Genomic DNA, 18,875 nt, shown 5'->3' with positions numbered 1-18,875 from the left:
GATGAAGAATGTTCCGCAAGATCCTGATCGCCAACCGCGGCGAGATCGCCTGCCGCGTCATCAAGACGGCGCGCAAGATGGGCATCGCCACGGTCGCCGTCTATTCCGACGCCGACCGCGACGCGCTGCATGTCAGGATGGCGGACGAGGCCGTGCATATCGGCCCGCCCCCGGCGGCGCAGAGCTACATCGTGATCGACAGGATCATGGACGCCATCCGTCAGACCGGGGCCGAGGCGGTCCATCCGGGCTACGGATTCCTGAGCGAGAACAGGAAGTTCGCCGAGGCGCTGGAGAAGGAGGGCGTGGCCTTCATCGGCCCGCCTGCCTCCGCGATCGAGGCGATGGGCGACAAGATCACCTCGAAGAAGATCGCGCAGGAGGCGGGCGTCTCGACGGTGCCCGGCTACATGGGCCTGATCGCCGATGCCGACGAGGCGGTGAAGATCAGCAACGAGATCGGCTACCCGGTGATGCTCAAGGCCAGTGCCGGCGGCGGCGGCAAGGGCATGCGGATCGCATGGAGTGACGAGGAGGCGCGCGAGGGTTTCCAGGCCTCGAAGAACGAGGCGGCGGCCAGCTTCGGCGACGACCGCATCTTCATCGAGAAGTTCGTCACCCAGCCGCGCCACATCGAGATTCAGGTGCTGGCCGACCAGCACGGCAATGCCGTTTACCTGCACGAGCGCGAATGCTCGATCCAGCGGCGCAACCAGAAGGTCATCGAGGAGGCCCCGTCGCCCTTCCTCGACCCCGAGACGCGACGGGCGATGGGCGAGCAGGCGGTCGCGCTCGCCAAGGCCGTGGGCTACACCTCGGCCGGCACGGTGGAGTTCATCGTCGACGCGAACAAGAGCTTCTACTTCCTTGAAATGAATACCCGCCTTCAGGTGGAGCATCCGGTGACGGAGCTCATCACCGGCATCGACCTGGTCGAGCAGATGATCCGCGTGGCGGCCGGCGAGCCGCTGCTCTTCGCGCAGGACGACCTGAAGATCACCGGCTGGGCGATCGAGAGCCGCCTCTATGCCGAGGACCCCTACCGCAACTTCCTGCCCTCCATCGGCCGCCTGACCCGCTACCGCCCGCCGGTGGAAGTCGCGGCGGGACCGCTGGAGGAGACCGGCCGCTGGGTACCGGCGCATCCGGGCGATACGCCGCCGCACGGCCCTGTCGGGGTCCGCAACGACACCGGCGTGTCGGAGGGTGGCGAGATCAGCATGTTCTATGACCCGATGATCGCCAAGCTCTGCACCTGGGCGCCCTCACGCCGCGAGGCGATCGAGGCCATGCGGCAGGCCCTCGACGGCTTCGAGGTCGAGGGGATCGGCCACAATCTGCCCTTCCTCAGCGCCGTGATGGATCACCCGCGCTTCGTCTCGGGTGACATCACCACCGCCTTCATCGCCGAGGAATATCCCGAGGGCTTCGCGGGCGCGGAGTTGCCCGACGACGAACTGGAGCGCGTCGCGGCCGCCGCCGCCGCCATGCACCGCGTCGCCGAAATCCGCCGCACCCGCATCTCCGGCACGCTCGGCAACCACGAGCGCAAGGTCGGCGACGATTGGATCGTGACGATCGACGGGCGCGAGTTCCCGGCCAGGGTCCGGGCCGACCAGCACGGCTCCACAGTCACCGTGGGCGAGCGCGCGATCCGGGTCGAGGGCGACTGGCTGCCCGGCCAGTCGCTGGGCCGCTTCGAGGTCAGTGGCGAGCCGCTCGTGATGAAGGTGGACAAGATCGCCGGTGGCGGCTTCCGCCTGCGCGTCCGCGGCGCCGACCTGCGGGTCCATGTCCGCTCGCCCCGCGCGGCGGAGCTGGCGCGGCTGATGCCGGAAAAGCAGGCGCCCGACACCTCGAAATTCCTCCTTTGCCCGATGCCGGGGCTGGTGGTCCGCATCAGCGTCTCCGAAGGCGACGAGGTGCAGGAGGGTCAGGCGCTGGCCACCGTCGAGGCGATGAAGATGGAGAACACGCTGCGCGCCGAGAGGAAGGGCGTCGTCAGCCGCATCCTGGCCGAGCCGGGACAGAGCCTGAAGGTGGACGACGTGATCCTAGAGTTCGCGTGAGCGCCTGACCCATGCCGTTCCTCGACCCCTACCTCTCCCCGCAGGCGCAGCAGGCGATCATCGCCGGGCTGTTCATCGCGGCGGGCTGGTGGGTCGTGAACCGGCAGAACCGGCGCCGCGACGCGGCGCTACGGGCCGAACGGGTGCGGGACGTGCAGCGCGCGCTCTTTGCCGAGATACGGGCCTATGTCTCGGCGCTCCGGCGGGAGGACCTCGGCTCCTACGGCGCCGAGATCGCGCGTCGGATCGAGACCGAGGCAGGCTATTTCCCCACCATCCCGACGGAGTCCAACGACGCGATCTTCCGGGCCATCATCGGCGAGATTCACGTCCTGCCGCGCGACACGATCGACCCCCTGGTGCTCTACTACAGTCAACTGAACGCTATCGGCGCGGCGATCTCGGACTTGCGGGCGCTGGATCCAGACAAGGTCAGACCGGAACGGGCGGCGCAGATGTATCGTGATTACATCGCCTTCAAGCGCGATGCCATGGCGCGGGGCGAGCAGGCTCTGCTCGCCATCGCCACGAACGAGGACGGCACGAAGCGGCCTAGGCGGCTCAGTAGCCCGGACGCGGGCGCGTCCGTCCCGTGATGGGCTTGACGCCCATGATCCGCTCGGCCTCAGCGATCAGCGCCGCCATGGTTTCGTCGTCGGGCCGCGCGTGGCGGGCAGTCGGCTGCCGCGACGCTTCTGTCGCGCGTTCTACCGGACGCGGTTTCGATTTCGTGCGGGTGTCGGCCATCTCGGAACCCTCCATCACGTCAAATATGGGCGCGCCTGTGCGGAAACGCAATCACGGCAGAATCTGCGCGCGCCCGATTTCCACCCGGCGCGAGGGGAACTTGTCGATCGAACGCGTGATCTCTCGCGTGTCCCAGATCGAGGGCTTGCGCTGCTTCACCTGCCCGTCCTTGTCGATCAGGACGAGCGAGAAGCCCTCGGGCCGCAGCCATTGGCGCCATTCGCTGCGCGCCGCGGGGTCCGCGTCCACGATCACCACCACGTCACGCTCGATCAGGACGCCGGGGCTGCGTTCCAGCATGGCGATCTGGCCGGCGAAGGACGGGTCGGCCTCGGTATCGGCGAAGATCACCAGCGGGCGGGAGACGCCGACCAACTCGCGCGGCGCGACATCGGCGGCCTGTTTCAGCGGCAATTCCGGCGCCGCGGGCTGCGGCGCGGGCGCCTCGACCACCGGGGTATCGACCCGTGGCAGTTGCACCGGACCGGGCGGGGGGGCCGACTCGCCCATCGCGGCAATCAGCGGCACCGCCAGCAGCAGCACCCAATTCATTCTCATCGGCACCTCACGCTTCGCCCCCTTATATAAGGCGCGGAGCGGTAACGGAAAGGACGACCCATGACCGAGACCGCCAAGCCCGACCTCGCCCAGTGGCGCGCGCTCGCAGCCAGGGAGCTGAAGGGCGCGGACCCCGAGAGCCTGACCTGGGACACGCTGGAGGGGATCGCGGTGAAGCCCCTCTATACCGAGGCCGACACCGCGGACCTCGCGCATATGGGCAGCCTGCCCGGCCTGGCCCCCTTCACGCGCGGCCCGCGGGCGACGATGTATGCCGGCCGCCCCTGGACGATCCGGCAATATGCCGGCTTCTCGACCGCCGAGGAGAGCAACGCCTTCTACCGCCGCGGCCTCGCCGCGGGGCAGCAGGGGGTCTCGGTCGCCTTCGACCTCGCCACCCATCGCGGCTATGACAGCGACCACCCGCGCGTCGAGGGCGACGTGGGCAAGGCGGGCGTCGCGATCGATTCCGTCGAGGACATGAAGATCCTCTTCGACGGCATCCCGCTCGACCGCGTCAGCGTCTCGATGACCATGAACGGCGCGGTGATCCCGATCCTGGCGAATTTCATCGTCGCGGGCGAGGAGCAGGGGGTGCCGCGCGCGGCGCTCAGCGGGACCATCCAGAACGACATCCTCAAGGAGTTCATGGTCCGAAACACCTACATCTACCCGCCCGAACCCTCGATGCGGATCGTGTCGGACATCATCGCCTACACCTCGGCCGAGATGCCGAAGTTCAACTCGATCTCGATCTCCGGCTACCACATGCAGGAGGCCGGGGCGAACCTCGTGCAAGAGCTGGCCTACACGCTGGCCGACGGGCGGGAATACGTCCGTGCGGCGATGGCGGCGGGCATGGACGTGGACGCTTTCGCAGGGCGGCTGAGCTTCTTCTTCGCCATCGGCATGAACTTCTTCATGGAGGCCGCGAAGCTGCGCGCGGCGCGGCTGCTGTGGCACCGGATCATGTCCGATTTCGGCGCGCAGAAGCCGTCGAGCCTGATGCTGCGCACGCATTGCCAGACCTCGGGCGTCAGCCTGCAGGAGCAGGACCCTTACAACAACGTCATCCGCACCGCCTACGAGGCGATGTCGGCCGCCCTCGGCGGAACGCAGTCGCTGCACACCAACGCGCTCGACGAAGCCATCGCGCTGCCGACCGACTTCGCGGCCCGGATCGCGCGGAACACGCAGCTGATCCTGCAGGAGGAGACCGGCATCACGCATGTCGTGGACCCGCTCGCGGGCTCCTATTACGTCGAGAGCCTGACCGCCGAACTGGCCGAGAAGGCTTGGGCCATCATCGAGGAAGTCGAGGCGATGGGCGGCATGACCAAGGCTGTCGCCTCCGGCCAGCCGAAGCTCAGGATCGAGGAGACGGCGGCGCGCAGGCAGGCCATGATCGACCGCGGCGAGGAGGTCATCGTCGGCGTCAACAAATACCGCAAGGACAAGGAAGACCCGATCGACATCCTCGACATCGACAACGTCGCGGTCCGCCTGAGCCAGATCGCCCGGCTGGAGAAGCTCCGCGCCGCCCGCGACAAGTCCGCCTGCGACGCGGCGCTGGCCGAGGTCGAGCGCACGGCGCGCGAGGGCGGCAACCTGCTGGAAGCGGCGGTCGAGGCGGCGCGGGCGCGGGCCAGCGTCGGAGAGATCAGCATGGCGATGGAAAAGGCCTTCGGACGCCACCGGGCCGAGGTCCGCACGCTCGCCGGGGTTTACGGCGCGGCCTATGAGGGCGACGAGGGCTTTGCCCGTATCCAGCAGGACGTGGAGGATTTCGCCGAGGAAGAAGGCCGGCGGCCGCGGATCCTCGTCGTGAAGATGGGCCAGGACGGCCACGACCGCGGCGCCAAGGTCATCGCCACCGCCTTCGCCGATATCGGCTTCGACGTGGACGTGGGGCCGCTCTTCCAGACGCCCGAGGAAGCCGCGCAGGACGCCGTGGACAATGACGTGCATGTGGTCGGCATCTCGTCACAGGCGGCGGGGCACAAGACGCTTGCGCCGAAGCTGATCGAGGCGCTGAAGGCGCAGGGGGCCGGGGATATCCTCGTGATCTGCGGGGGCGTGATCCCGCAGCAGGATTACGAGTTCCTCAAGGCCGCCGGGGTGAAGGCGATCTTCGGTCCTGGGACCAACATCCCCGCCGCCGCGCGCGACATCCTCGACCTGATCCGCGCCGCGCGCCGCTGAGGCGATACCGCAGGCCAACGCGACGATGGGCGGGCGCGGCCGCGGGTCGCCGCCCTGCCCGCCTCGCGCGTGTCCTTCGGGCAGCTTGTGCGGTCGCGGTGCCGCAGGCTTGATGCGGTTTGCTTTGCGCCTGCCCCGGCCATGCGCCATGGGACCAACGCGGGGTCACATGGCGCCCGCCGTCCCGGAACCATTGCGCGGGTGAGGCGATGGCGACAGGCAGAGACGTCCGGCCGCGATCATGGCCCGCCGCCCGAGAAGAAGGATGACGGACCGTTGCCCAACGACGACATGCCGCATCCGGCACCCGCCAGCATGGCGAAGCCCGACTGGGCCATGTCCGAGCGCGAGCGCCGGAGGCGCGCGCAGCCCGTGCGGCGGGCGCGCTGGCCCTGGGTCGTCGTCGCGCTGCTGGCGGCGGCGCTTGCGGCGGTGCTCATCTGGGACGGCCGGCAGGGCAGCGCCCCCGAGACCGTCGCCTCGACCGGCGTGGCGGCGGCGAGCGGCGAGATCCTTCTCCATCCGCTGGACGTGACCGAGGTCGAGCGCGACACGCTGCGCGACACGCTGCGCATCAGCGGCACCCTGCAGCCGCGCACGCAGGTGCAGATCAACAGCCGCCTCGCGGGCACCGTCGCCGAGGTCCATGCCCGCCTCGGCGACCGCGTGACCCGGGGCGCGTTGCTGGCCCAGATCGACGTCGAGGCGCTGCGGGCGCAGCTTGCCCAGCAGACCGCCGCGCTCGAGGCGTCGCGGGCGCAATACGCCTTGGCCGAAGCCGAGGCTGCACGGGCGGAGGAACTCGCGCGGCGTGGGGTATCAGCCTCGGTCGCGGCGGAGACGGCGCAGAGCAATCTGGCCGTGCAGCGCGCCAACGTGGATGTGCAGCAAGCAGCCGTCGCCGCGGCCGAGATCACCCTAAACGACGCCAGCATCCATGCGCCCATCGACGGCATCATCGCCGAGCGCGCCGTCGAGCTGGGCCAGACCGTCGCCGCAGGCGCGACCCTGTTCCGGCTCGCCGACCTCTCGGTGATGACGCTGGAGGTGCTCGTGCCGGTCGCCCAGACCGTGCAGCTCGAGCGCGGGCAGGCCGTCGCCTTCACCGTCGAGGGATTGCCCGGCCGCAGCTTCGGGGGCCGCATCGAGGGGGTCAGCCCCACCGCCGCCTCGGGCAGCCGCAACGCGCCGGTCTCGATCGTCGTGGACAACCCCGACCTCGATCTGCGTGGCGGCATGTATGCCACGGGCGAGATCCTGCTGCGCTCCGAGCCCGACGCGGTCGCCGTCCCCCGCACGAGCGTGCGGGAGGATGATGCGGGCAGCTTCGTGCTGAAGATCGAAGACGGCAGCCTCGTGCGCCAGCCGGTCGAAACCGGCAGCCTCTGGCAGGGCGACACGCTGATCGGCATCGAGTCGGGGCTGGAGGCGGGCGAGCGGATCGTCTCGGGCCGCCTGCCGGACCTGACCGACGCCATGGCCGTCCGCGTGACGGACAGGATGTAGATGTTCCTGACCCGCATCAGCGTCGGCCATCCGGTCTTCGCCACCATGATGATGGCGGCGATCGTGATCCTCGGCCTGTTCTCGTGGCAGCGGCTGCCGGTCGAGCAGCTGCCCAACGTCGACATCCCCGTGGTCGCGGTGGTGGTCGCCTATGACGGCGCCTCGCCCGAGGCGGTTGAGAACGACATCGTCCGGCCCATCGAGGACTCGATGGCCACGATCAGCGGCATCGACACGATCCGGTCCACCGCGCAGGCCGGTCAGGCGATGGTGCTGATGCAGTTCGACCTCGACGTGAGTTCGGCCGAGGCGATGGACAATGTGCGCGACCGGCTGTCGAGCATCCAGGCGGTGCTGCCAGAACGCGCCGATGCGCCCACGATCCTGCGCTTCGATCCCTCTGCCATGCCGATCATCTCGATCGCCGTCAGCTCGCAGGTCCGCTCGATCCCGGAGCTGACGACGCTGACCGAGGACATGATCGTCAACCCGCTGCGGAACGTGGGCGGCGTCGGCAGCGTCTCGGTCGTGGGCGGGTTGCCGGCGCAGGTGGACGTGACCCTCGACCCCGAGCGGCTGGCCGCGCAGGGCATCGCCGTCACCGAGGTGATGGCCGCGATCCGCGACAACGCCGCCGACCTGCCCGCGGGCGAGATCAACGAGGGCGCCACCCAGCAGTCGATCCAGATCCGCGGCAGCCTCGAGAATGTCGAGGATTTCCGCCGCATCATCGTCGGCCGGCAGGGCGGGCAGGCGGTCTACCTCACTGATGTCGCCACCATCAGCATCGGCGCGGCCGAGGCTTCGAGCCTTGCCTTCCTCAACGGCGGGCGCGCGCTCGCGGTGGACGTGATGAAGGTGCAGGGCGCCAACACCGTGCAGGTCGCCCATGACATCGTCGCCGCCGCCGAACAACTCGCCGCGACGGTGCTGCCCGACGACGTCGAGATCCAGGTGATCGCCAGCGACGCCACGGCAATCGAGGCCTCGGTCGAGGCGGTGCAGAACATGCTGATCGAGGGCGCGATCCTGTCGGTGGTGGTCGTGTTCCTGTTCCTGAATTCGTGGCGCTCGACCATCATCACCGGGCTGACGCTGCCGATCTCGATCATCGGCACGATGTTCGCGCTCTATGTGCTGGGCTTCTCGCTCAACATCATGACGCTGATGGGGCTGTCGCTGTCGGTCGGCATCCTGATCGACGATGCGATCGTGGTGCGCGAAAACATCATGCGCCACCTGAACATGGGCAAAGGCCCCCGGCAGGCGGCGCTCGAGGGCACCAAGGAGATCGGCCTCGCGGTGATGGCGACGACCCTCTCCATCGTCGCGGTGTTCCTGCCGGTGGCCTTCATGGAAGGCATCATGGGCCGGTTCTTCCTGCAGTTCGGGGTCACGGTCTCGGTTGCGGTGATGATCTCGCTCTTCGTCGCCTTCACGCTCGACCCGATGCTGTCGAGCGTCTGGTATGACCCCGATGCCGAACCCGGCGCGAAGCGCGGCCCGATTGGCCGCATGGTCGGCCGCTTCAACCGCTGGTTCGAGGCGGTGACGCGCGGCTATGTCGGCGTGCTGCGCTGGGCGCTGCGGCACCGGCTGGTCACGCTGGCGATCGCCTTCGGACTGTTTTTCGGCAGCTTCCCCCTGATCCCCCTGATCGGGACCGAGTTCCTGCCCTCGCAGGACAACGGCAAGGTCTCGGTCAACATCGAGACCCTGCCCGGCTCGTCGCTCGACTACACCGCCGCGCGGGCGGTCCAGATCGGCGCCATGCTGCGCGAGGACCCGGCGGTCGCCACGACCTACACCTCGATTGCCGGGGCGGTGGTTGGCTCGGGGACGGCGAACGCCGCGACGATCAGCGTGACGATGGTCCCGCATGACGAGCGCAGCATCACCGCGCAGGAGTTCGCGGCCCGCACCCGCGAGTTGCTGCAACGCCTCCCCGGTCTCGAGACCGTGATCAGCGCCGAGGACAGTTTCGGCCCTGGCGGCAAGCCGGTCGAGATCATCGTCTATGGCGACGACACCGAGACCCTCGCCCGCATCGGCGAGCAGATCGCCGCGCGGCTGGCGCAGATCGAGGGGCTGGCGGACATCGATTCCTCCATGAACGCCGCGCAGCCTCAGATCGGCATCCAGGTCGACAACCTGCTGGCGAGCGAACTCGGAATCTCGCTCCAGCAGATCAGCGGCGCGCTGACCCCGATGATGAGCGGCAGCAGCGTGGCGGAATGGACCGCGCCCGACGGCGAGAGCTACGACGTCGTCGTGCGGCTGGAGGAGGCCGCGCGCAGCGAGATCGGCGCGCTGGGCAACCTGCCGATCGGGACCAACCCGCAGACCGGCGAAGTCGCGCGGCTCGATCAGGTCGCGGCGATCACCCGGACCGTGGGCCAGTCCGAGATCCTGCGCCAGGACCTCGACCGCCGCGTCACCATCGACGCCAACATCGCGCCGGGGGCGCCGCCCGACGTGCTGACGCAGGTGGCCTCGATCTCGCAGGAGATGGTGCTGCCGGACGGCTACCGCTTCGGTCTCGGCGGCGATGCCGAGGCGCTGGCCGAGTCCGGTGCCTCCGCCGCCTCGGCGCTGCTGCTGGCGGTGATCTTCATCTACCTCGTGCTCGCCTCGCAGTTCGGCAGCTTCCTGCAGCCGGTGGCGATCATGGCCTCGCTGCCGCTGTCGCTGATCGGGGTGGTGCTGGGTCTGCTGGTCGGCGGCTCGACGCTGAACATGATGTCGATGATCGGCTTCATCATGCTGATGGGCCTCGTGGTCAAAAACGCGATCCTGCTGGTGGACAACGCCAACCAGCAGGTGCGCGAGCGCGGCGCGAACCTCTACGACGCGCTCGTGGCGGCGGGGCGGGTGCGGTTCCGGCCGATCATCATGACCACGCTGGCGATGATCCTCGGGATGACGCCGCTGGCGCTGAACCTGCATCAGGGCAGCAGCCAGAACGCGCCGATGGCCCATGCGGTGATCGGCGGGCTGATCTCGTCCACGCTGCTGACGCTGGTCGTGGTGCCGGTGATGCTGACCTATCTGCAGAGCTTCGGCCGCTTCGTCGGACGCTTCCTGCCGCGCGCGCCGCATGATGAAGGCCGGACGCATGGTCGTGAGGGCGAGCCGCCGCGGGCGGCAAGCTGAGACGCACGCCCGATGGCAAAGGACAGACCATGACACCCGCCGCCGACGCCGCCGACATCGCCAGCCTGCTGGAGGGGTTCCGCCGCGCGGCGACGGCCGTCATCAGCGACAACCTCGAGCGCTTGCCGGGCGCCGTGGGGCTGCGGCCGTTTCATGGCAGCGGCGGCACGATGGTCGGACGCGCCCTCACCGTCAGGGTCGCGGCGGGCGACAACCTGTTCATCCACAAGGCGCTCGGCCTCGTGCAGCCCCGCGATGTCATGGTCGTCGATGGCGGCGGCGAGACCGCGCGAGCGCTGATCGGCGAGATCATGGTCGCCATCGCCCGCAGCCGCGGCGCCGCCGGTTTCGTCATCGACGGCGCGATCCGCGACAGCGCCGCCATCGGCGCGGGAGATTTCCCGGTCTTCGCCCGCGCGGCGATCCATCGCGGCCCCTACAAGCACGGCCCCGGCGCAATAGGGGAGCCGGTCTCGATCGGCGGGATGGTGGTCAATCCGGGCGACATCGTCGTGGGCGATGCGGACGGGATCGTGGCGTTTCCGGTCACTGGCGCCGAGCGCCTCCTGAAGGCCGTTCGCGCGCAGGAACTGAAAGAGGCGGAGATGCTTCGGCAGATCGCCGCCGGAACCTATGTCAGTGCCTATGCCCAAGGCTGACCCCCGGAGCCCGCCACCGCACGACCCCGGGCAGCGGCGCGATCAGCGCCGCGTCGGGGCGATCCTGCCGCTGTCCCGCGCCGCACTCTCCGGCGCGTGGCTCCAGGCCGGGTCGCGCGTCGTCCCCACCACGTCGCGCACGCCGTCCAGCGTCGCGCTGTAATGCTCGGCCAGCAGGGCGCAGGCCCGGCCGGCGTCGCGTTCGAGGGCGGCCTGCAGGATCGCCTCATGCTCGCCATTCGCGCCCTCGCGGCGCAGTTGACTGGCATGGGCGTTCATCGACACGTTCCGATAGCGCACCGCGTGGTCCATCATCGTCTCGCAAAAGCCGAGCAGCCAGCGCGAGCCGCAGGCGTTGAGCAGCGCGAGGTGGAAGGCGCGGTGGCGCGGCTCCCATTCGTCCGACACCCGTTCGCGCCCGGCCTCGTGCGGCAGCATGCGGTTGGTGCGCGACAGGCGGTGGTAGCTCAGGACCAGCAGCTCCTCCCAGGCCTCGTCGCCGCGCTCGATCGAGGTGCGCAGCGCCAGCGTCTCGAGCTGGATGCGGGTGCTGACCAGTTCCTCGAGGTCGTCCATCGACAGGGCCGAAACCGAGAAGCCGCGATTCCTCTCGCGCAGGACCAGCCCCTCGGCCGAGAGCCGGTTCAGCGCCTCGCGCACCGGGACCATGCCGATCTCGTAGCGGTCCGACACGGCCTCCAACAGCAGCTTCTCACCGGGCCGCCACTCGCCCAGGATGATGTCGCGGCGAATGCGGTCATAGGCCTGCTCGGACAGGTTCCGGGGCTGTGCCTCGGCACTCACCTCAACCCGCCCCCGGTCCCGTCAGCCCCGAGCGGTTCCAGAACACCAGCCGCCGCTGCGCCCAGGCCACGAGGAAGTAGAGGCCGAGGCCGAGAAGGCTGAGATAGAGGATCAGCGCGAAGACCCGCGGCGTGTTCATCTGGCTCGCCGACTGGCGGATCAGCGCGCCCATGCCCTTGCCGCCGCCGAGGAACTCGCCGGTGATGACGCCCGCCATGACGCCCACGGTGGCGATCTTCAGCCCCGTGAAGATGTAGGGCAGCCCATTCGGCAGCTTCAGCTGGAACAGCGTCTGCATCCGCCCGGCCCCCATGGTGCGGAACAGCATCCGCTCGTTCTCGCTGGAGGCCGAGAGGCCCGCGGCGGTGGCGACGACGATCGGGAAAGTGGCGATGAAGGCGGCGAGGGCGACCTTCGATTCGATCCCGAAGCCCAGCCAGGCGATGAAGAGCGGCGCGAAGGCGATCTTCGGCATGGTGTCGATGGCGACCAGATAGGGCAGCACCGCACGCTCGCCGAACTTGGTCTCGCCCACCAGCACGCCGAGGCTGAAGCCGATCGCGGCCGAGATCAGGAAGGCGTAGGCCGCCGTGCGCGTGGTGGTCCACAGCGCCGCCAGCATGTAGTCGCCCGAGAGCAGGTTCTGGCCGACGAAGATCAGGTCGTCGAGCGTCTCGCGCGGGGTCGGCAGGATGATCGGCGACACCCATCCGGCGCGGGTCACGAGGTCCCAGATCAGCACGAAGGCGAGGAACAGGCCCAGCATCGCGGCCCAGCGGGGGATGCGGTCGATCAGCGCCTCGCGCTCGACCCAGACGGTGGTCTGGACTGCGTCGGTCATTGCGCGGCCTCCTGTCCCAGCAGGTCGCGGATGTGGCCGACATAGCGGCCGAACTCCGCGGTGTTGATCATCTCCAGCGTCCGCGGGCGCGGCAGGTCGATGACCACCTCCTCGATCACCCGGCCCGGCCGCGCGCGCATCACGAGGATGCGGTCCGAGAGGATCACCGCCTCGGCCAGCGAGTGGGTGACGAGGAAAGCCGTCGCCCGCGTCTCGGCGCAGATGCGCTGCAGCTCCATGTTCATGAAGTCGCGCGTCAGCTCGTCCAGTGCCGAGAACGGCTCGTCGAGGAGCAGCACCGCAGGCTCCGTGACCAGCATCCGGCAGATCGAGGCGCGCTGCGCCATGCCGCCGGACAGCTCGCCCGGATAGACATCGGCGAAGTCCTTGAGGCCCACGAGATCGAGCAGCGCCTTGGCCCGCGCCCGCGCCGCAGCCGCGGCGGCGCGGCCCTGACGGATGCCGATCGGCAGGACCACGTTTTCCAGCGTGGTCTTCCACGGCAGCAGCGTCGCCTGCTGGAACATCATGCCGATGTCGGCGCGCGGTCCCAGGACCGGCTGCCCCTCCAGCACCACGCGGCCGGTGGTCGGCGGGATCAGACCGGCCATGATCTTCAGCAGCGTGGACTTGCCGCAGCCCGAGGAGCCGACCACCGAGACGAACTCGCCCTGACGCAGGGTCAGCTCGACGCCCTCGAGGGCGACGAGCTGGTTGCGGGCATAGGTCTTGGACAGCCCGGCGATCTCGTAGACCGGCCGGCCCGCCCTCGCAGGGGCGGCGCCGTGATCCCGCAGGGGCTGCACCATGGTCACGGCGCGTTCCAGCCTTCCACGAACTCGTTGGTGTAGACCTGCGTGAGCGGGTCGAGCGGCTGCTCGAGCGCGCCCGCCTCGACGGCCGAGTCGTGGATCATCTGCCAGTGCTCGGGCGGCTGGTAGCCCCAGCCCTGCGGCATGAAGGCCGCGGTCGGCGTGATGCGGTCGATGACGCCAGCCAGCAGCGAGGCGGCGAACTCCTTGTCCTCGCCCTCCTGCGGGTTGCCTGCCGCGCAATGGAACAGCGTCGCGTCCAGATTCGCCGGGTCGATGCCGAAGCGGGTGCCACGCACGATGGCGCGGCCGAAGGCGGGCGCCAGCTCCGGGGTCGCGGCCATCTGGCTCTCGAGCATCGCAAAGCCGTTGCCGAAGAAGCCGAGATAGCCCTCAGGCGTGATCTCGCGCAGGTTGAGGCCGCGGGCGCGCAGGATCGCCGCATCCGAGACGGCCCCGGCGTAGGAGTTGACCTCGTCGCGCAGGAAGGCCACCGCCGCCGTGCCGCCGTCGCCGACCGGCAGGAAGGTATAGTCGGCGCCCTCGGCCATGCCCGCATCGGTCATGATCGCGCGGATGAAGGCCACCTCGGCCCCGTCCGCGGTGCCGACGCCGACGATGGTGCCCTTCAGGTCCTGCGGGGTCTGGTAGGGGCTCTCCTCCTTGACCAGCAGGCCGAAGACCGACTTCGGATAGAGGTTGTAGATGAACTTCACGTCGAGCTCGCGGGCGCGTGCGCCCAGCACCGGGCCGGGACCGGGCGCGCCGATCTGCGCCTGTCCCGCCGACATCGCCTGCAGCACCGAGGACGAGCCGTCCACGGCTTCCAGCGTGAGCGAAAGCCCCTCCTCCTCGAAGTAGCCTTCGCCGACCGCGACCCAGTAGGGCATCCAGGTCAGCGCGGACGGGTTCGGCACCGCGAGGGTGACGGCAGTCTGCGCCCGCAGAATGCCCGGGCGGAACGCCGTGGCGGCGGCGGTTGCCGCGGCGAGCGCGCCGAAGCTGCGCCGTGTAAGCTTCATCCTGTCGGTCATTGATCCCCTCCCCGAGATGCGACCTTGTCGTGAGGCCGGCTCCGGCCCTGCAGCGAGGCTACACGTTCGAGGATGCGAGTCGAGGAAAATGTATGATTGTCCGTCCGGTCGCAGTCTGTATCGTGATCGCGCCATCAGGGAGGATCATACCGGCATGTCATACGTCTTCACCCCAGCCCCGCAGGCGCAGCTGGATGTCACCGGATCGCAGGACAAGTTCCCCGTCCGCCGCGTCTACTGCATCGGCAAGAACTACCTCGCCCATATCCACGAGATGGGCTCGGACGAGCGCGACCCGCCGGTGATCTTCCAGAAGCCCGCCGACGCCGTGGTCCCGAACGGCGGCGAGATCGCCTATCCGATCTTCACGAAGAACTACCACTACGAGGGCGAGCTGGTCGTGGCGCTGAAGTCCGGCGGCTACAACATCGCCGTCGAGGACGCCGCCTCGCATATCTACGGCTACGCGGTCGGCCTCGACATGACGCGGCGCGACCATCAGGCCGCGGCGATGGCCAAGGGGATGCCGTGGGAGGTGACGAAGGCCTTCGACCAGTCCGCGCCCATCGGCCCGGTGACGCCGGTCGAGACATCCGGCGTGCTGGAGGGCGGCCGGCTCACGCTGAAGGTCAATGGCGAGGTGAAGCAGGACGCCGACATCTCGCTGATGATCTGGAAGGTGGCCGAGATCATCGCCAAGATCTCCGAGCAGCACCGCCTGATGCCGGGCGACATCATCATGACCGGCACGCCCGCAGGTGTGGGTGCCGTGACCTCGGGCGATGTGCTGGAAGTCGCAATGGAGGGCGTGCAGCCGCTCCGCGTGACGATCGGCGGCCCGGCGGCCTGACGCTCGCGGCGGCGTCCGGTTGCCGGACGCCGCATGCCTTCGGCGATCGAGACAAGGTGCCCCGCGGCGACGAGGCGATCCGCGGCTGTCCGGCAGGATCATGACGCCCTTCTCTCGACCCGCCCGGCCGCTCCCCATTTCCGCTATGATAATAGGACCGCACGGCCGCAGCCGCGCGGCCGGTCAGGGGGATGGTGCAATGAAGACGGTTCCCGAACTCGCCTCGCGCTGGCTCAAGCTCCATCCGGACGCGCTGACCCGGGCGCAGCGCAACGTGCTGGAGCGCATGGCCGAGCGCCAGCCGGTCGCGCGCGACATCAGCGCAGCGTACCAGAACCGGCTCTCATATGGGGACCGGCTGGCCGACGCGATGGCGCGCACCGGCGGCTCCTGGGGCTTCATCGGAGGCTTCCTGCTGTTCCTCGTCCTCTGGACGCTCGGCAACCTCTGGCTCGCAGGCCGGGCCTTCGATCCCTACCCGTTCATCTTCCTCAATCTGGTGCTCTCGACGCTGGCCGCGATCCAGGCGCCCGTCATCCTGATGTCGCAGAACCGCCAGACCGAGCATGACCGGATCGACGCGGCCCATGACTACGAGGTGAACCTGAAGGCCGAGATCGAGATCATGGCGCTGCACGACAAGCTCGACCAGCTGCGCAACGAACAGATCATGGCGCTGCTCGAACGGATCGAGGCAGTGGCCGAGGAGGTCCGGCGGCTGGAGGTGTTCGAGCGGGCGCGTGGGACCGCCGGGCCGGACATTTCCGGCGGATAATCCGGCGGAACCTCCCATGAGACGCTGCATCCCGGTGCGGCTGCGCCGTCGTCTCGCGCCGGGGGGTGACGGGAGCGGCGATGCCCGGCATGGCGCTTGTCGGATGCGCCGCAGGCGCCAAGGATGCGCTGCAGCCCCCGGTCGGACGGCGCCTCTCCCCGCCTAGATCGCCAGATAGCTGTTGCGCAGATCCGCGTTCTCCAGCAGCTCCTTGGCCGAGCCGGTGAAGACCAGCTCGCCCGAGTCGAGGATCACCGCGCGATCCGCGAGCCTCAGCGCGGCGACCGCGTTCTGCTCGACGATGATCGTGGTGATGCCGCGCGTCTTGATGCCCTGCACGATGTGCTCGATCTCCTGCACGATCACCGGGGCGAGGCCTTCGTACGGCTCGTCCAGCAGCAGCAGCCGGATGTCGCGGGCGAGCGCGCGCGCCACGGCCAGCATCTGCTGCTCGCCGCCCGAGAGGGTGACACCCTCCTGCTTGCGGCGCTCGGCGAGGCGCGGGAAATGCTCGTAGATCTGCTCGAGCGGCCAGCCCTTGCCGGGGGCGATCTGCGCCAGGATCAGGTTCTCCTCGACGGTCATGCCCTGGATGATGCGCCGGTCCTCGGGGACCAGCTGGATCCCGGCCTGCGACGCCTGCCAGGACTTCATCTCGTGCACGGCCTGGCCCTCGAGCCAGATTTCGCCCTGCGTCAGCAGCGGCTCGTCGGCCCGCGCGATGGTGCGCAGCGTCGAGGTCTTACCCGCGCCGTTGCGGCCGAGAAGGGCCAGCACCTCGCCCTTGCGGACCTCCAGCGAGACGCCCTGGACGATGTAGCTCTCGCCGTAATAGGCGTGCACGTCCCGCAGGGCGAAGAAGGCGTCGGGCGCGGTACCGACCGCGGCCGCGGCGCCGGGCGCTGTGACGACGTTCATTGGACCGTCTCCCCCAGATAGGCTTCCCGCACGCGGGGGTTTTCCTTGATCTCCTGCGGAAGGCCGGCGGCGATGATCCGGCCCTGCGCCAGCACCGAGATCTTGTCGGCCAGCGAGAACACCACATGCATGTCATGCTCGATGATGACCTTGGTCATGCCGCTCAGCTTGATGCGCTTGAGCAGTTCGATCGTGGTGTTGGTGTCGTGGCGCGACATGCCGGCCGTCGGCTCGTCCAGAAGCAGCAGGCGCGGCCGCTGGATCAGGCACATGCAGAGTTCCAGCCGCCGCTTGTCCCCGCGCGAGAGGGTGCCCGCGGTATCCTCGCGCCGCTCCCACATGCCGAAGTCGTTCAGCAGCCCCTCGGCGGCCTCGCGGATTTCGGTCTCGCGCGCGACCGAGGTGAACATGTTCACCTTGAACGGGCCGTCCCGCCGCGCGAAGGCGGGCGCCATGACGTTCTGCAGCACCGTGAGGTCGGCGAAGATCTCCGGCGTCTGGAACACGCGCGAGATGCCCATCTGGTTGATCTCGTGCGGGGCTTTGCCGGTGAGGATCGTGCCGTCGAAGACGACCGCCCCTGAGCTCGGCGGGATTCGTCCGATGATCACGTTGAGCAGGGTGGACTTGCCGGCGCCGTTCGGACCGATGATCGCGTGGGTCTTGCCCTCCTCGATCTGCAGGTCGATATCCGAGAGCGCCTTCAGCCCGCCGAAGTTCTTGGTCACATCCGTGGCATGCAGGATGATGTTGGGGGTCTGCGCGTTCATTCGCCCGCCTCCATCTGGCGCAGTTCGCGCCGCTGCGGCTGCTTCTTCCGCCTGAACCGGGCTGCGAGCCGCTGGCTGCCTTCGAGCAGCCCGCCGGGCAGGAAGACGACGATCAGCACGAAGAGCAGGCCCAGCGTCAGATGCCAGCCCTCGCCGACGAATTTCGACAGGACCGTCACGAACACGCCTTGCAGGCCGTCGGGCAGGAAAGCGAACCATTCATTCAGCGTGCCCGTGTTGATGGCCGAGAAGATGTTTTCGAAATACTTGATCACCCAGGCGCCGATGACCGGGCCGATGACGGTGCCCACGCCGCCGAGGATCGTCATCAGCACCACGTTGCCCGATTCCGTCCACCGCATCCGCTCGGCCCCGGCGATCGGGTCGGTGGCCGCCAGAAGCCCGCCCGCCAGCCCCGCGAACATGCCCGAGATCACGAAGGCCGCCAGCATGTAGGGCTTGGTGTTGAAGCCGGTATAGACCATGCGCGTCTGGTTCGACTTGATGCCGCGCAGCGCCATGCCGAAGGGCGAGGCGAAGATCTTCTGCGAGACGTAGAAAGCCAGGATCAGCACCACGGCACAGACGTAGAAGCCGGTATAGCCGGTGATCGTGGTGCCGAGCATCGAGGGCTGCGGCACCCCCCCCGTTTGCGCCTGCACGCCCAGCATCGTGTCGAGGACGCGCGGATCGCCGCGCGCGACCAGCAGGCCGGTCTCCCCCTGGGTGATCGGTGTCAGCACCGAATAGGCGAGGCTGTAGCACATCTGCGCGAAGGCCAACGTCAGGATCGAGAAGTAGATGCCCGAGCGGCGCAGGCTGAAATAGCCGATCACGAGGGCGAAGACCCCGGACACGACGATGGCGAACAGGATCGCCGGCAGGATGTCCATGGTCAGCAGCTTGAAGGACCAGACCGCGGTGTAGGAGCCGACGCCCAGGAAGGCGGCGTGACCGAAGGAGAGATAGCCGGTCAGGCCGAAGAGGATGTTGAAGCCAATGGCGAAGATCGCATAGATCGCGAATTTCTGCATCAGCCCCGGATAGGCGGCGCCGAGGGGCGCCAGCCAGATCGGCATGGTCAGGACCACCGCCGCGAAGATCAGCAGCGTGATGACGTCGCGGCGCGAGAGGTCGAACAGCCGCGAAAGCCCGGATTGGCGGATCAGCGTGTTCA

At 68.8% G+C, this 18,875-nt stretch carries 17 protein-coding genes; 8 read left to right on the top strand and 9 right to left on the bottom strand.

Features of this window, described 5'->3' with window-relative positions; translation table 11 throughout:
* The first annotated feature begins 8 nt into the window (after window positions 1-8).
* Complete coding sequence (locus GI374_RS06295) at window positions 9-2,069, top strand: acetyl/propionyl/methylcrotonyl-CoA carboxylase subunit alpha (protein ID WP_154336174.1); 2,061 nt, start codon at window positions 9-11, stop codon at window positions 2,067-2,069.
* Window positions 2,070-2,080: 11 nt separating this feature from the next.
* Window positions 2,081-2,665 carry a hypothetical protein gene (locus tag GI374_RS06290; protein WP_154336173.1) on the top strand — a complete coding sequence of 195 codons (585 nt, stop codon included), beginning with the start codon at window positions 2,081-2,083 and terminating at the stop codon, window positions 2,663-2,665.
* On the opposite strand, the gene GI374_RS06285 is transcribed toward GI374_RS06290, so the two are convergent.
* Both GI374_RS06285 and GI374_RS06280 read right to left on the bottom strand, forming a co-directional pair.
* Window positions 2,631-2,816 carry a hypothetical protein gene (locus GI374_RS06285; RefSeq protein ID WP_154336172.1) on the bottom strand — a complete coding sequence of 62 codons (186 nt, stop codon included), beginning with the start codon at window positions 2,814-2,816 and terminating at the stop codon, window positions 2,631-2,633. The genes GI374_RS06290 and GI374_RS06285 overlap by 35 nt on opposite strands.
* A gap of 51 nt (window positions 2,817-2,867) precedes the next feature.
* A complete protein-coding gene (locus GI374_RS06280; protein WP_154336171.1) occupies window positions 2,868-3,374 on the bottom strand; it encodes a DUF4174 domain-containing protein in 507 nt (168 codons plus the stop codon).
* A 60-nt stretch (window positions 3,375-3,434) separates the two neighbouring features.
* Between GI374_RS06280 and scpA the strand changes: the two genes are divergently transcribed.
* The 4 genes from scpA (at window position 3,435) to GI374_RS06260 (ending at window position 10,894) form a co-directional block, all read left to right on the top strand.
* Entirely contained in the window at window positions 3,435-5,576 is a 2,142-nt protein-coding gene (scpA, locus tag GI374_RS06275) for a methylmalonyl-CoA mutase (RefSeq protein ID WP_154336170.1), read from the top strand.
* A gap of 276 nt (window positions 5,577-5,852) precedes the next feature.
* A complete protein-coding gene (locus GI374_RS06270) occupies window positions 5,853-7,082 on the top strand; it encodes an efflux RND transporter periplasmic adaptor subunit (RefSeq protein ID WP_195759854.1) in 1,230 nt (409 codons plus the stop codon).
* Entirely contained in the window at window positions 7,083-10,235 is a 3,153-nt protein-coding gene (locus GI374_RS06265) for an efflux RND transporter permease subunit (RefSeq protein WP_154336168.1), read from the top strand.
* Window positions 10,236-10,264: 29 nt separating this feature from the next.
* A complete protein-coding gene (locus GI374_RS06260) occupies window positions 10,265-10,894 on the top strand; it encodes an RraA family protein (RefSeq protein WP_154336167.1) in 630 nt (209 codons plus the stop codon).
* Window positions 10,895-10,936: 42 nt separating this feature from the next.
* Here the strand turns inward: GI374_RS06260 and GI374_RS06255 are convergent, their stop codons facing one another.
* Genes GI374_RS06255 through GI374_RS06240 form a run of 4 tightly spaced genes read right to left on the bottom strand, consistent with a single transcriptional unit; the run spans window position 10,937 to window position 14,385 of the window.
* On the bottom strand, window positions 10,937-11,698 hold the full coding sequence (locus GI374_RS06255; RefSeq protein WP_370515174.1) for a GntR family transcriptional regulator: 762 nt from the start codon (window positions 11,696-11,698) through the stop codon (window positions 10,937-10,939).
* A 1-nt stretch (window position 11,699) separates the two neighbouring features.
* Window positions 11,700-12,539: an ABC transporter permease gene (locus GI374_RS06250; RefSeq protein ID WP_154336166.1), complete on the bottom strand. Its 840-nt coding sequence runs from the start codon at window positions 12,537-12,539 to the stop codon at window positions 11,700-11,702.
* Window positions 12,536-13,348 (bottom strand): ABC transporter ATP-binding protein, encoded by an 813-nt coding sequence (locus GI374_RS06245; protein ID WP_154336280.1) that lies wholly within the window; start codon window positions 13,346-13,348, stop codon window positions 12,536-12,538. The genes GI374_RS06250 and GI374_RS06245 overlap by 4 nt, the downstream gene beginning before the upstream one ends.
* 2 nt (window positions 13,349-13,350) lie before the next feature.
* On the bottom strand, window positions 13,351-14,385 hold the full coding sequence (locus GI374_RS06240; protein WP_154336165.1) for an ABC transporter substrate-binding protein: 1,035 nt from the start codon (window positions 14,383-14,385) through the stop codon (window positions 13,351-13,353).
* A 154-nt stretch (window positions 14,386-14,539) separates the two neighbouring features.
* Here GI374_RS06240 and GI374_RS06235 point away from each other — a divergent pair, with 154 nt between their 5' ends.
* Together GI374_RS06235 and GI374_RS06230 are read left to right on the top strand one after the other, a co-directional pair.
* Window positions 14,540-15,235, top strand: coding sequence for a fumarylacetoacetate hydrolase family protein (locus tag GI374_RS06235; protein ID WP_154336164.1), 696 nt, complete (start codon window positions 14,540-14,542; stop codon window positions 15,233-15,235).
* Window positions 15,236-15,434: 199 nt separating this feature from the next.
* On the top strand, window positions 15,435-16,010 hold the full coding sequence (locus tag GI374_RS06230) for a DUF1003 domain-containing protein (protein ID WP_154336163.1): 576 nt from the start codon (window positions 15,435-15,437) through the stop codon (window positions 16,008-16,010).
* 162 nt (window positions 16,011-16,172) lie between these two features.
* On the opposite strand, the gene GI374_RS06225 is transcribed toward GI374_RS06230, so the two are convergent.
* From GI374_RS06225 to GI374_RS06215, 3 genes are read right to left on the bottom strand one after another with little or no spacing between them, the layout of a single operon-like run.
* Complete coding sequence (locus tag GI374_RS06225; RefSeq protein WP_154336162.1) at window positions 16,173-16,928, bottom strand: ABC transporter ATP-binding protein; 756 nt, start codon at window positions 16,926-16,928, stop codon at window positions 16,173-16,175.
* A complete protein-coding gene (locus GI374_RS06220) occupies window positions 16,925-17,698 on the bottom strand; it encodes an ABC transporter ATP-binding protein (RefSeq protein ID WP_154336161.1) in 774 nt (257 codons plus the stop codon). The genes GI374_RS06225 and GI374_RS06220 overlap by 4 nt, the downstream gene beginning before the upstream one ends.
* Entirely contained in the window at window positions 17,695-18,840 is a 1,146-nt protein-coding gene (locus GI374_RS06215; RefSeq protein ID WP_229582847.1) for a branched-chain amino acid ABC transporter permease, read from the bottom strand. The genes GI374_RS06220 and GI374_RS06215 overlap by 4 nt, the downstream gene beginning before the upstream one ends.
* Window positions 18,841-18,875: the final 35 nt, after the last annotated feature.

It is taken from the genome of Paracoccus sp. S-4012 (genome assembly GCF_009674885.1).
GTDB lineage: Bacteria > Pseudomonadota > Alphaproteobacteria > Rhodobacterales > Rhodobacteraceae > Paracoccus.
This window is presented reverse-complemented; position numbering and strand designations above follow the sequence as displayed.